This window comes from Streptomyces sp. JK94, from assembly GCF_053613315.1.
Genome location: NZ_JBSICH010000011.1, coordinates 19682 through 33881, shown reverse-complemented (window position 1 = coordinate 33881; position 14200 = coordinate 19682). Strand labels below are relative to the sequence as shown.

Sequence of the window (14200 nt, the reverse complement as noted above, 5' to 3'; positions counted from 1 at the left end):
GGAAAGTCCCCCAAGACGTCCCCAGATGCCAGGTGGCGCCCCCCAAGACGCTGCCTGACATCGCCAACTTAGACCTTCGAACCCCTTAGATGGTTACGTTCACGTCACTGTGATCTGCGTCTCTTGCATATGTCCGTTAAGTGCGCAAGGGCCCCGGCGTGTTGCCCGGGGCTCAAGCGTAAGGAAGATGCGCGAGCCTTGTGAAGAGCTTATGTGAGGGACGTGCCGGACTCCAGAGGGCTCAGGTCATCGAGACCTCAGCGAAACGCGCGCAGCCGCAGGCTGTTGGTCACCACGAAGACCGAGGAGAAGGCCATCGCCGCCCCCGCGATCATCGGGTTCAGCAGCCCGGCGGCGGCCAGGGGCAGCGCGGCCACGTTGTAGCCGAAGGCCCACACCAGATTGCCCTTGATCGTCGACAGGGTCCGCCGGGACAGCCGGATCGCGTCCGCGGCCACCCGCAGGTCCCCGCGCACCAGCGTCAGGTCGCCCGCCTCGATCGCCGCGTCCGTCCCCGTGCCCATCGCCAGCCCCAGGTCGGCGGTGGCGAGCGCGGCAGCGTCGTTGACGCCGTCCCCGACCATCGCGACCGTACGGCCCTCGGCGCGCAGCCGCTCCACCACGGCGACCTTCTCCTCGGGCAGCACCTCGGCGATCACCTCGTCGATGCCGACGGCCCGGGCGACCGCCTCGGCGACGCTCCGGTTGTCGCCGGTCAGCAGCACCGGGGTGAGTCCCAGCCGGCGCAGCTCGGCCACCGCCTCGGCACTGGTCTCCCGGACCGCGTCCGCCACGGCGACGACCCCGCGCGCCGCGCCGTCCCACCCGACCACGACGGCCGTACGACCGCCCCTCTCGGCTGCGTCCCTGGCCCGGGCGACCTCGGGCGGGAGGACGTCGTACAGGCGCCCCACGGTCACCTCAAGGCCCTCCACGCGCCCGCGTACGCCCCGGCCGGGAACGCTGCGGAAGTCCTCGACGCCCGGCAGCGCCCCGCACCGCTCCTCGGCGCCGGCCGCGACCGCGCGGGCCACCGGGTGCTCGGAGGCGTGCTCGACGGCGCCCGCGAGCCGCAGCACCTGCTCCTCGTCGGTGCCCTCGGCGGCGTACACCTCCTGCAGGGTCATACGGCCGGTGGTGACGGTGCCGGTCTTGTCCAGTACGACCGTGTCCACGCGCCGCGTGGACTCCAGCACCTCGGGGCCCTTGATGAGGATGCCCAACTGGGCGCCGCGGCCCGTGCCGACCATCAGCGCGGTCGGCGTGGCCAGGCCCAGCGCGCACGGGCAGGCGATGATCAGCACGGCGACGCCGGCGGTGAACGCGGCGACCGCGTCCCCGGTGGCGCCGAGCCATCCGCCGAAGGTGGCGACCGCGATCAGCAGCACGACGGGCACGAAGACCCCGGAGACCCGGTCGGCCAGCCGCTGCACCTCGGCCTTGCCGTTCTGCGCGTCCTCGACCAGCTTCGCCATCCGCGCCAGCCGTGTGTCGGCGCCCACCCGGGTCGCCTCGACGACCAGCCGGCCCCCGGCGTTGACCGTCGCCCCGGTGACGGCGTCGCCGGCCGCCACGTCCACCGGTACCGACTCGCCGGTCAGCATCGAGGCGTCCACGGCCGAGGCGCCCTCGACCACCGTCCCGTCGGTGGCGATCTTCTCCCCGGGCCGTACGACGAACCGGTCGCCGACCGCCAGCCGGGCCACCGGGACACGCACCTCGCGACCGTCCCGCAGGACCGCGACGTCCTTCGCGCCCAGTTCCATCAACGCCCGCAGCGCGGCGCCGGCGCGACGCTTGGAGCGGGCCTCCAGCCAGCGGCCGAGGAGGAGGAAGGCGGTGACCCCGGCGGCGGCCTCCAGGTAGATCGTGGAGGCGCCGTCCGTGCGGGAGACCGTCAGATCGAAGCCGTGCCGCATGCCCGGCATGCCCGCGTCGCCGAAGAACAGCGCCCACAGGGACCAGCCGAACGCGGCGAGCGTGCCGAGCGAGACGAGGGTGTCCATGGTGGCCGCGCCGTGCCGGACGTTCGTCCAGGCGGCGCGGTGGAAGGGCAGCCCGCCCCAGACGACGACGGGCGCGGCCAGGGTGAGCGAGAGCCACTGCCAGTTGTCGAACTGGAGCGCCGGGACCATCGCGAGCAGCACGACGGGCGCGGCGAGGAGGACGGAGACGACGAGGCGCCCGCGCAGGGCGGACAGCTCGGGGTCGGCGCCGTCGCCGTCGTCCGGGGGCGCCGCGTCGTCGGCCGGCTCCGGCGGCGGCGCGGGTTCCTCCGCGGTGTACCCGGTCCTGACGACGGTGGCGATCAGATCGGCCACCCCGGTGGACGCCGGGTGGGTGATCCGCGCCTTCTCCGTCGCGTAGTTCACCGTGGCGGTGACGCCGTCCATGCGGTTGAGCTTCTTCTCGACGCGGGCCGCGCAGGAGGCGCAGGTCATCCCGCCGATGAGCAGCTCGACCTCGGCGAGGTCCGGCCCGGCGGCCGTGCCGGCCGTGGACCCTTGCGCGGCGGGGCCGGCCGCGGTGCTGTCGTTGGCGGTGGTGTCGTTGGCGGTGGTGCTGGACGCGGTGGTGCTGGTCATGGTCCGGACTCCAGACGGCCGACCGGACCGCGCGCGGCCCGGTCGGAGGGGCTGTGGGTGCTGCCGGGGTGCGGTGCTGCGGCTCAGGCCCTGCCGACGAGTTCGAAGCCGGCCTCGTCCACGGCGGCGCGTACCGCCTCGTCGTCGAGGGCTGCCTCGGAGACGACGGTGACCTCGCCGGTCGAGGCGACGGCCTGCACCGAGCCGACGCCCGCGATCTCGGAGATCTCGCCGGAGACGGCGCCCTCGCAGTGTCCGCAGCTCATTCCGCTCACCTTGTAGACGGTGGTGACGGAGCCCTGGGTGTCGGTCTGGGCGGTCATGTCGTTGCTCCTCGTCGGGGTGTCCTGGGCGGGTACCCGTGATCCGGTGCGGACCACGCACTGTCCACTGTACCCCTAGGGGGTATGGGGGTCCCCCAGTCCGCCGTGTGAGGGGGGAGCGGAGGCGGGAACGACGGGACGGAAGTGAGGTCGGCGGGCCCCGCCGCGGGGGCGCCTTCGCCGGGTACGTCGCGCTCGTCGACGCAGACAGACGCAGACGCACTCGCAGACGCAGGCCTCGTGGCCGTGCCCGAGGACGGCTCGGACCACGGCGTTCCGGGCCGTGGTCCGGCGGCGGCGCCCGCCTCTCGTCGGGCACCCTCGGCTCACCGGCCGCCGTCGGCTCACCGGCCGCCCGCGCCGCGACCGTGAACGGCTGCGCCGCCGCGGCCGGCACGTCCGGGCCGGCCTGCCGCCCTCGCCCGCCGGCACCGCACCGGTTCCCACGGGTACCCGGCCCGGAACGGCGCCCCTACGGAGTCCGTACGGAACGGCGCCCCTACGGAGTCCGTACGGAACGACGCCCGTACGGGGTGGCGGCCGTCACCGTCAGTCGGACCGGCGGTCCCGGTTGCGCGGCCGGGACGCCACCCAGGCCCGGACCGTGTCCGCGTACCAGAACGGCTTCCCGCCCTCCACGTGGTCGGGCGGGGGCAGCAGCCCGTGCTTGCGGTACGACCGTACGGTGTCCGGCCGGACCCGGATGTGGGCCGCGATGTCCTTGTAGGACCAGAGCCTTCGGTCGGTCACTAGCCACACCTCCCTGCGCGCGCCGCGGCGGCGACCGGGACGGCCGCCGGGGGGAGCCGGGCGCTGCGCCGGCGATCACCAAGCCTGCGCCGGATGAACGACGGTGGGTGAGGGGCGGTCGGGGCCCGTTCCCGGGTGTGACGGAAGAAGCGCGGGCACGTGACATCCGTGACCTCGGAGGCGCGTTCGTGACACGAGTGCCGCACAGGAGTGCGCCGGGGCACGGGCGCGGCGCGTTGACTTCGGTGGCCGCGGGAGCCCGCGGCGCGTGGGTGGTCGGCCACCCGGGCCATGTCGTCCGTTCTGTCGTCCGAATGTCCGGACAAAACATTGACAGGCCGCACGCGCGGGGCTAGAAACCGGGGGAGACGCAACGGCGGGCAGGCGGCGACGGGCAGGAACGGGAACGACCGCCGCGTCGTGCCCGACGATCCGCGTCGTGGCATGCACGTCATGCACGACGGGCACGTCATGCGCGACGGGCACGACGGGCACGCAAGGCACGAAGGGGAACGCGATGGTGCGCACGGCCTGTTCGCCGAGGGCCGGGGCTCACTCAACGCCCACCGGTTCCCCCACCCAACGCCTCCGGCGCGGGAAGGCCGCTTCGCCCTGGCAGGAGCGAAGTACGAGCGCCGACTCCCCGCTCGCACCGGCCCCGCGCCGGAGGTTCCCGCGTCCCGCCGGGGCGCCGGCCGCCGGCACCGCCCCACGTGTCTACGCGGACACCCGAACCGCATACACAGTGTCGGGCGCGCCCGACGCGCCCGGCTGCTGGGATGGACGCATGGCCGTGACCGCGACCCGACCGTCGCCGCTCACGGCCCGTGAGCTGGACCGACGGCACGTCTCGACCCGTCGCCGCCATCTGTGAAGGAGTTCTCGGTCATGACGAACATCGTCAACCACTGGATCGGCGGCAAGACCGCCGAAGGCGCCTCGGGCACGTACGGGCCGGTGACGAACCCGGCGACCGGCGCGGTCACCACGAAGGTGGCCTTCGCCTCGGTCGACGAGGTGGACGCCGCGGTCGCCGCGGCCAAGGACGCGTACCTGACCTGGGGGCAGTCCTCGCTGGCGCAGCGCACCTCGATCCTCTTCGCGTTCCGGGCGCTGCTGGACGCCCACCGGGACGAGATCGCCGAACTGATCACCGCCGAGCACGGCAAGGTGCACTCCGACGCGCTCGGCGAGGTCGCGCGCGGCCTGGAGATCGTCGACCTGGCCTGCGGCATCACCGTGCAGCTCAAGGGCGAGCTGTCCACACAGGTCGCCACCCGCGTCGACGTGGCCTCGATCCGCCAGCCGCTCGGCGTGGTCGCCGGCATCACGCCGTTCAACTTCCCGGCGATGGTGCCGATGTGGATGTTCCCCCTCGCCATCGCCTGCGGCAACACCTTCGTGCTCAAGCCGAGCGAGAAGGACCCGTCGGCCGCGATGAAGATCGCCGAGCTGCTCTCGCAGGCCGGTCTGCCGGACGGCGTCTTCAACGTCGTGCACGGCGACAAGGTGGCCGTGGACCGCCTCCTGGAGCACCCGGACGTCAAGGCGGTCTCCTTCGTCGGCTCGACGCCCATCGCCCGGTACATCCACACCACCGCCTCCGCGAACGGCAAGCGCGTCCAGGCCCTCGGCGGCGCCAAGAACCACATGCTGGTACTGCCGGACGCCGACCTCGACGCGGCGGCGGACGCGGCGGTCTCGGCGGCCTACGGCTCGGCCGGTGAGCGCTGCATGGCCGTCTCCGCGGTCGTGGCGGTCGGCGCCGTCGGCGACGAACTGGTCGAGAAGATCCGCGAGCGCGCCGAGAAGATCAGGATCGGCCCCGGCGACGACCCGGCGTCGGAGATGGGCCCCCTCATCACCGCGGCGCACCGCGACAAGGTGGCGTCCTACGTCGCGGGCGCGGCGGCCGAGGGCTGCGAGGTCGTCCTGGACGGCACCGGGTACACGGTCGAGGGCCACGAGGACGGCCACTGGATCGGCATCTCCCTGCTGGACCGGGTGCCGACCACGGCGAAGGCCTACCAGGACGAGATCTTCGGCCCCGTCCTGTGCGTGCTGCGCGCCGAGACGTACGAGGAGGGGCTGGCCCTCATCAACGCCTCGCCCTTCGGCAACGGCACCGCGGTCTTCACCCGGGACGGCGGCGCGGCCCGCCGCTTCCAGCTGGAGGTCGAGGCCGGCATGGTCGGCGTGAACGTGCCGATCCCGGTCCCCGTGGGCTACCACTCCTTCGGCGGCTGGAAGGACTCGCTCTTCGGCGACCACCACATCTACGGCAACGACGGCACGCACTTCTACACCCGCGGCAAGGTCGTCACCACCCGCTGGCCGGACCCGGCCGACGCCCCGGCGGGCGTGGACCTGGGCTTCCCGCGCAACCACTGAGACACCACGGTGCCTGCGCCCCCGGCCGGGGGCGCAGACACCGCCCCGCGTCCCCGGCCCCGGAGCGCCCCGGCGCCGCGCGCCCCCCGGCCCCCTGCCGTCCCGACGCCCCTCGCGTCAGCCCTCCCCGCCCGGGCGGCCCTCCCCGCCCCCGGAGCCGCACGCCGTCACCACGGCCGTCCTCGCGCGCTCCACGCCGCACGCCCTCGTGTCCGCCGCCGCGCCGCCGCCGTGTCTGTCACCACATCGCCGCCGTGTCCGCCGCCGCGCCGCCCTCGTCCTCACCGCCGCCGTCGGCCGTCCGGGCGGCGTCCTATGTCTGTTTCGCGAAGTCCCGTCCGTCGCCGGGTTCCTGTGGCTCACCTGTGCCGGGAGTGCCCACCGGGCCCGTCGGCCACGTCCGGGGACCGGACGGCGGCACGTTTTTTTCCTCCGGTCCCAACGGTTCCCGTACGCCGCAAAGAGCTTCTGCCGGAAGGGGAATGGTGCGGTTTCCCGGTGTCCAGGCGGCTTAGTTCAACGGTTTCCGTAGGTGAACACCCATTGACGCAGCGGTTTTCGTCGGGATTCCATCTGGCGTCGGGAGCGGACGAGAAGCACGTACGACCAAGCCGCCGGAGGCGATAGCGCTCCCGCCCGAACCACCCCGCACGAGTCGATCGGAACCGCTCCATGACCGACACGCTCCGCCCCGCCGAGACCACAGCCGCAGCGCCCCCGGACCTTCCGGACCTCCCGGAGCCCCGGACGCTCAAGCGTTCCATCGGGGTCGTCGGCGGAACCCTCCTGACGCTCTCGTGCGTGACCCCCGCCTCCACGCTGTTCGTGGTCGTCCCCGACCTGTTCGGCTCGCTCGGCACCGCCACCGCCCTGACCATCGCCATCGGCTCCCTCCTGTGCGTCGCCGTGGCGTTCTGCTACTCGGAGCTGGGCACCCTCATCCCCAGCGCGGGCGGCGAGTACGCGATGGTGTCGACCCTGGCCGGGCGGCTGGCGGGCTGGCTGGTCTTCGTACTGTCGCTGCTGGTCGTCATGATCGTGCCGCCGGTGATCGCGATGGGCACGGCCGACTACCTCGAACCGATCGTGCGTCTCGACCCCTCCGTGGCGGGCGCCGGCGTCATGGTGCTCGCCACCCTCGCCGGCCTCCTCGACCTGCGCGCCAACGCCTGGATCACCGGTGTCTTCCTGGTCCTGGAGGTCATCGCCGCCGCCGTCGTCGCGGTGCTGGGCTTCGCCCACGGCGAGCGCGGCCCCGGCAGCCTCGTCTCCATGGAGGTGGCGGGCGCGGACGGAGCGGCGGACCCCGTGACGGCCGTGCTGGTCGTCTCCGGGCTGGCCATCGCCCTCTTCGTCACCCAGGGCTTCTCCACCGCCGTCTACCTCTCCGAGGAGCTGGAGAACCCGCGCCGCAACGTCGCCCGCACGGTGCTCGCCACCCTCGGCATCTCCACCGTGATCATCCTGGTACCGGTCGTCGCCATCACCCTGGGCGCCTCCGACCTCGCGGAGCTGACCGGCGGCGACATCGGCACCATGGTCACCGTCTGGTCCAACTCGGCCGTCGGCACCTTCGTCAGCCTCTGCGTCGCCCTCGCCATCATCAACGCCGGCATCGTCATGGTCATCCAGAACTCGCGCGTCCTGTTCGCCTCGGCCCGCGACAGGGCCTGGCCCGGGCCGGTGAACACCCTCTTCGCCCAGCTCGGCCGGTTCGGGTCCCCATGGGTCGCCACCCTCGCCGTCGGCGTGCCCGGTGCCGTGCTGTGCTTCGTCGACCTGGACACCCTGTACGGCGTCACGGGCGTCTCCGTCACCGGCATGTACCTGCTCGTCGCGGTCGCCGCCCTGCTCTGCCGGCGCGGTTCCCACCGGCACGCGCACGCGTGGCGCATGCCCCTGTGGCCCGTGGTGCCCGTCCTGCTGATCGCGGTCCTCGCCTACATCCTGGCCCAGCAGGAGACGAGCCACCTGCTGTGGACCGGCGGCATCACCGCCGCGGCCACCCTGTACTGGGCCCTGTACCTGCGCCCGCGCCGCGACACGCGCTGGCTGGTGACCCTCCCGGAAGACGTCCGGGAACCCACCCGGCCGTGACACGGCCCGCCCTGCCGCGCCCACCGTCCGTCCTGCCGTGCCTGCCCTGCCGCGCCCACCGTCCGCCCTGCCGCGCCCGCCCTGCCGCACCCGCGGCCCCGCCTACCGCACCCGCGGTACGCGGCGCCGGCCGCGTACGTCCGTAGGAGGGGCGGAGGTTCGGCCCGGGGGCTGCCCCGGTCGCCGGCGGCGGCCCGTACCGTTGTGCCATGGATCTTCGACTGCCCCGCGCGCGAGGGCTGCTACGGGGGCCGCGGCGGGTACTCGGCGCCGCGGCCGCCGTCGTCGTACTCGCCGGCGCCGGGACCTGGACGGCCGTCGCCGGTGACGACCCGCCCCCGGTGCACCGCGCCGACCGGACCGTGGCCGTGGGCGACGGGGTGCGCCTGGACACCTCGTACTTCACGGCGGGCTCCGGCGGCCGGCGCCCGGCCGTCCTGCTCGCGCACGGCTTCGGCGGCAGCAAGGCCGACGCACGCGAGCAGGCGGAGAGCCTCGCCCGGGACGGGTACGCGGTCCTGACCTGGTCGGCGCGCGGCTTCGGCGAGTCCACCGGGAAGATCGGGCTGAACGCCCCGGACGGCGAGGTCGCCGACGTGTCCCGGCTGATCGACTGGCTGGCGAAGCGGCCCGAGGTCCGGCTGGACGGAGAGGGCGACCCGCGCGTCGGCGTGGCCGGCGGCTCCTACGGCGGCGCCGTCGCCCTGCTGGCCGCCGGGCACGACGACCGCGTCGACGCCGTCGCCCCCGCCATCACGTACTGGAACCTCGCGGACGCCCTCTTCCCGAACGGCGTCTTCAAGAAGCTGTGGGCCGGTATCTTCGTCAACCTGGGCGGCGGCTGCGAGCAGCTGGAGGCCGACCTCTGCCGGATGTACCAGCGGGTCGCCGAGCGCGGGGCACCGGATACGGAGGCGGTGAAGCTCCTGGAGGAGCGCAGCCCGCAGGCCGTCGGCGACCGCATCGACGTGCCCACGCTGCTGATGCAGGGCCAGACCGACTCCCTCTTCCCGCTCGGCCAGGCCGACGCCGCCGCGAAGGCGATCCGGGCCAACGGGGCACCCGTCGACGTCGACTGGGTCTCGGGCGGGCACGACGGCGGCGACCTGGAGACGGACCGCGTCCAGGACCGCGTCGGGGCGTGGTTCGACCGCTACCTGAAGGACGACGAGTCGGCCGGCACCGGCCCCGCCTTCCGCGTCAGCCGCACCCTCGGCACCGGCAGCGGCGACGGCGAACCCCGCCTGGAGGGCGTGAGCGCCGACTCCTACCCCGGACTGCGGAGCGAACCGCGCGCGATCGCACTGCGCGGACGCGAGCAGCGCTTCGACAACCCGGCCGGCGCCAGCCCGCCCGCCGTCTCCGCCCTGCCCGGCATCGGCGGCTCCGGCGGCCTCTCCCAGCTCTCCTCGCTGGGCCTCGGCGTCTCCCTGGACTTCCCCGGCCAGCACGCCGCCTTCGAGTCGGCGCCCCTGGAGGAGGACCTCCAGATCACCGGCTCGCCGACCGCGACCGTCCACGTGAAGTCCACCGGCGACGACGCCGTGCTCTTCGCCAAGGTCTACGACGTCGGCCCCGACGGCACCCGGCAGGTCCTGCCCGCCCAGCTCGTCACACCCCTCAGGGTGGAGGACGCCAAGGCGGGCAAGGACGTGACGATCACCCTGCCGGCCGTGGACCACGAGGTCGAGGACGGCCACCGGCTGCGCCTGGTCCTGTCCTCCACCGACCTCGGCTACGCCTCCCCGGCCGCCCCCGCCACGTACACCGTCTCCCTCAAGGGCGACCTGCAGGTGCCCACGGCGCTCGGCGGCACCGGCCGGGTGGCCGGGCTGCCCGCCTGGGTCTGGTGGGCGCCCCTGGCGGGAGCGGTGGTGGCCGCGGCCCTGCTGCTGACCGCCCGCCGCCGCACCACGGCCCCGCCGCCCGACCCGGCGCTGGCCGGCGTACCGCTGCAGATCACCGACCTGACCAAGCGGTACGCCAGGTCCACCGACCGGTACGCGGTCCGGGACCTGTCCTTCCGGGTGGAGAAGGGCCAGGTGCTCGGCCTGCTCGGGCCGAACGGCGCGGGCAAGACGACGACCCTGCGCATGCTGATGGGCCTGATCACCCCCGACGGCGGCGGGATCCGCGTCTTCGGCCACGCCATCGCGCCCGGCGCCCCGGTGCTCTCCCGCGTCGGCGCCTTCGTCGAGGGCGCGGGCTTCCTGCCGCACCTGTCCGGCCGCGAGAACCTGGAGCTGTACTGGCGGGCCACCGGCCGCCCGCCCGAGGACGCCCACCTCGACGAGGCCCTGGAGATCGCCGGCCTCGGCGAGGCACTCGCCCGCGCGGTGCGCACCTACTCCCAGGGCATGCGCCAGCGCCTCGCCATCGCCCAGGCCATGCTCGGCCTGCCCGACCTGCTGATCCTGGACGAGCCGACCAACGGCCTGGACCCGCCGCAGATCCGCGAGATGCGCGAGGTGATGATCCGCTACGCGGTGGCCGGCCGCACGGTGATCGTCTCCAGCCACCTGCTGGCCGAGGTCGAGCAGACCTGCACCCACCTGGTGGTCATGGACCACGGCCGGCTGGTGCAGGCCGGCCCGGTCGGCGAGATCGTCGGCTCCGGCGACACGCTGCTGGTCGGCACCGCCGCGCCCGTGGACGCGCCCCTCGCCGAGAAGGTCGCCGCCCTGCCGGGCGTGGCCTCGGCCGTCCGCACCGACGACGGCCTCCTGGTCCGCCTCGAAACCGGCACCACGGCCCGGGAGCTGATCGCCGAACTCGTACGCCTGGACGTGCCCGTGGAGTCGGTGGGCCCCCACCGGCGCCTCGAGGACGCCTTCCTGACCCTGATCGGAGACCCGGCATGAGCACGCTGGCCGAACGCGCCGAGCCCGTCGGCCCCCGAGAGGTCGCCGAAGGCTACCGCGCGGGCCGTACGCTGCCCGTGCGGGTGGAGCTGGTCCGGCAGCTGAAGCGGCGGCGCACGCTCGTGATGGGCGGCATCCTGTTCGCCCTCCCGTTCGTGCTGCTCGTCGCCTTCCGGCTCGGCGGCGGGCCGGACGGGGCGAACAACCAGGTCAACCTGATGGACTCGGCCACCGCGTCGGGGGCGAACTTCGCCGCGGTGAACCTCTTCGCCTCCGCGGGCTTCCTCCTCGTCGTGCCCGTCGCCCTGTTCTTCGGGGACACGGTCGCCTCGGAGGCGAGCTGGTCCTCGCTGCGCTACCTGCTCGCGGCGCCGGTGCCCCGGGCCCGCCTGCTGTGGTCCAAGCTGGTCGTCGCGCTCACCCTCAGCCTGGCCGCGATCGTCCTGCTGCCGCTGGTCGCCCTCGCCGTCGGCACGGTCGCCTACGGCTGGGGACCGCTGGAGCTGCCCACCGGCGGCAGCCTGCCCACCGGCACCGCGGTCGAGCGCCTGGCCGTCACGGTGGCGTACGTCTTCGTCTCGCAACTGGTCACCGGGGCCCTGGCGTTCTGGCTGTCCACCAGGACGGACGCGCCGCTCGGCGCGGTCGGCGGCGCGGTCGGCCTGACCATCATCGGCAACGTCCTGGACGAGGTGACCGCCCTCGGCGGCTGGCGGGACTTCCTGCCCGCGCACTGGCAGTACGCCTGGCTCGACACCGTCCGGCCGCAGCTGGACTGGACCCGCCTCATCCAGGGCACGTCGCTGTCGGTGACGTACGCCCTCGTGCTGTTCGCGCTGGCCTTCCGGGGGTTCGCCCGCAAGGACGTCGTGTCGTAGGGCGCCCCGGGCCGCGCCCGCAAGGCCGTCGGTCGCCGGGCGCCCCGGGCTGCGCCCAGGTCACCGGGGCGCCGAAGGCCTCCACGGCCCCTGCCGGTGCGCCCGCCCGCCTGAGGCGCCGTATCCCGGCCGGACCCGTTGACCTATCCTTACGCGCGAGTAAGTTTACTCTCAAGTAAGTAAGCGTGAGCGCACGACAGAACGTCAGTCCGATCCGCGACCGGGAGCCGTCATGGGCGTACGCAAGGACCTGAAACGGGCGAGAGGGCGCGGTGACCTGACGTCCCGCACGAGGACCGAGACCGTCACGGACGAACACGGCACCGTCCGCGAGGCCCGCACCGCGCCCCTCGCCTCCCGCCCCACCACCGGCAGCACCGCCGACATCCCGTTCACCAACGCGGCCGAGGCACCCGAAGCGGTGGCCCTGCGCCGTGAGGTGGACGGCGTCTGGCAGCCCGTCACCGCGGCACGGTTCGCGGCCGAGGTGACCGCCGTCGCCAAGGGCCTGATCGCGGCCGGCCTGGAACCCGGCGGCCGGGTCGCCGTCATGTCCCGCACCCGCTACGAGTGGACGGTCCTGGACTTCGCGGTGTGGGCGGCGGGCGGCCAGACCGTCCCCGTCTACGCCACCTCCTCCGCCGACCAGGTCGAGTGGATCGTCCGCGACTCCGGTGCCCGCCACGTCGTCACCGAGACCGCCGCCCACACCGCCACCGTCGTGGCCAGCACGGCCGCTCACCCCGAACACCCGCGGACCTGGGAACTCGACGCCGGAGCCCTCGCCGACCTGACCGACCTCGGCCGGGGCGTGAGTGACGAGGAGGTCACCAAGCGCCGCACCGCCCTGACGCCGGACACGGTGGCGACCGTCTGCTACACCTCCGGCACCACCGGCCGTCCCAAGGGCTGCGTCCTCACCCACGCCAACCTGCACGCCGAGGCCGCCAACACGGTCGAACTGCTGCACCCGATCTTCAAGGAGGTCACCGGCCAGACCGCCTCGACCCTCCTCTTCCTGCCCCTCGCCCACGTCCTCGGCCGCACGATCCAGATCGCCTGCCTGCTCGCCCGCATCGAGATCGGCCACTTCCCGAGCATCAGGCCCGACGAACTCCGGCCGGCTCTGAAGACCTTCCGCCCGACCTTCCTGGTCGGCGTCCCGTACCTCTTCGAGAAGATCCACGACACGGGCCGCGCGACAGCCGAGAAGCTCGGCCGCGGCGCCTCCTTCGAGCGCGCCCACCGCCTCGCCGTCCGCTTCGGCGCGGCGCACCTGGAGCGCTTCCTCGGCCGCGGCAGGGGCCCCGGGCCCGCCCTGTGGGCCGGCTGGGCCCTGTACGACCTGCTGGTCTACCGCCGGGTCCGGGGCGAGCTGGGCGGCCGGATGCGCTACGCCATCAGCGGCGGCTCCCCGCTCGAACGCGACCTCAACCTGTTCTTCTACGCCGCCGGAATCATGGTCTACGAGGGCTACGGCCTGACCGAGACCACCGCCGCCGCCACCATCGTCCCGCCGCTCGGACCCCGCCCCGGCACCGTCGGCCCGCCGGTCCCCGGCACCGCCGTGCGCATCGCCGACGACGGCGAGGTGCTCGTCAAGGGCGGCATCGTCTTCGGCGCCTACCGGAACAACCCGGCGGCCACCGACGCCGCCCTCACCGACGGCTGGTTCGCCACCGGCGACCTCGGCTCCCTCGACGCCGACGGCTACCTCACCATCACCGGCCGCAAGAAGGACCTCCTGGTCACCTCCGGCGGCAAGAACGTCTCCCCGGCCGTCCTGGAGGACCGCCTGCGCAGCCGCCCGCCCGTCGCCCAGTGCCTCGTCGTCGGCGACAACCGCCCCTTCGTCGCCGCCCTGGTCACCCTCGAACCCGACGCCGTCGCCCACTGGCTGTCGGTCCGGGGGCTGCCCGCCGACACCCCGATGTCCGAGGTCGTACGGGACGAGCGGATGCGCGCCGACGTGCAGCGGGCCGTCGACCACGCCAACGCGGCCGTGTCCCGCGCCGAGTCGATCCGGGCCTTCCGGATCATCGAGGGCGAGTTCACCGAGGAGAACGGGCTGCTGACCCCGTCCCTGAAGGTGAAGCGGCACGCGGCGGTGGCGGCGTACGCCGACGAGATCGAGGCGCTGTACGCGGCGGGGCGCTGACACAGGACGAGGTTCCTTCCCGCAGCGTCACCCCTCAGCGGCACAGGACACACGTGGCAATGCGCTCCGTTTCCGGCGCGCGAGGAGTCCGGCCGTGCTGCGCCATGGGGCATCCGAGTGAATTCCTCATGGTCATCCATTTCTCAGTTTCCCCGGC

General features: G+C 73.8%; 8 protein-coding genes. 5 read left to right on the top strand and 3 right to left on the bottom strand.

The features are described 5' to 3' along the window. Positions 1 to 257: 257 nt before the first annotated feature. The 3 genes from ACVV2G_RS10690 to ACVV2G_RS10680 form a co-directional block, all read right to left on the bottom strand. Complete coding sequence (locus ACVV2G_RS10690) at positions 258 to 2585, bottom strand: heavy metal translocating P-type ATPase (RefSeq protein WP_453842402.1); 2328 nt, start codon at positions 2583 to 2585, stop codon at positions 258 to 260. A gap of 83 nt (positions 2586 to 2668) precedes the next feature. After that, positions 2669 to 2908, bottom strand: coding sequence for a heavy-metal-associated domain-containing protein (locus tag ACVV2G_RS10685; RefSeq protein WP_453842401.1), 240 nt, complete (start codon positions 2906 to 2908; stop codon positions 2669 to 2671). A 549-nt stretch (positions 2909 to 3457) separates the two neighbouring features. Next, positions 3458 to 3658, bottom strand: a complete 201-nt coding sequence (locus ACVV2G_RS10680) for a helix-turn-helix transcriptional regulator (protein ID WP_453842400.1) — start codon at positions 3656 to 3658, stop codon at positions 3458 to 3460. Between the two features lie 888 nt (positions 3659 to 4546). On the opposite strand from ACVV2G_RS10680, the gene mmsA reads away from it, so the two are divergent. From mmsA to ACVV2G_RS10655, 5 genes are all read left to right on the top strand, one after another. Next, on the top strand, positions 4547 to 6049 hold the full coding sequence (gene mmsA, locus ACVV2G_RS10675; protein WP_453842399.1) for a CoA-acylating methylmalonate-semialdehyde dehydrogenase: 1503 nt from the start codon (positions 4547 to 4549) through the stop codon (positions 6047 to 6049). A 672-nt stretch (positions 6050 to 6721) separates the two neighbouring features. Next, positions 6722 to 8146 (top strand): APC family permease, encoded by a 1425-nt coding sequence (locus ACVV2G_RS10670; RefSeq protein ID WP_453842398.1) that lies wholly within the window; start codon positions 6722 to 6724, stop codon positions 8144 to 8146. 209 nt (positions 8147 to 8355) lie between these two features. Beyond that, positions 8356 to 11007 carry an alpha/beta fold hydrolase gene (locus ACVV2G_RS10665; RefSeq protein WP_453842397.1) on the top strand — a complete coding sequence of 884 codons (2652 nt, stop codon included), beginning with the start codon at positions 8356 to 8358 and terminating at the stop codon, positions 11005 to 11007. After that, on the top strand, positions 11004 to 11885 hold the full coding sequence (locus tag ACVV2G_RS10660; protein ID WP_453842396.1) for an ABC transporter permease: 882 nt from the start codon (positions 11004 to 11006) through the stop codon (positions 11883 to 11885). The genes ACVV2G_RS10665 and ACVV2G_RS10660 overlap by 4 nt, the downstream gene beginning before the upstream one ends. A 232-nt stretch (positions 11886 to 12117) precedes the next feature. After that, positions 12118 to 14043, top strand: coding sequence for an AMP-dependent synthetase/ligase (locus tag ACVV2G_RS10655; protein WP_453842395.1), 1926 nt, complete (start codon positions 12118 to 12120; stop codon positions 14041 to 14043). Positions 14044 to 14200: the final 157 nt, after the last annotated feature.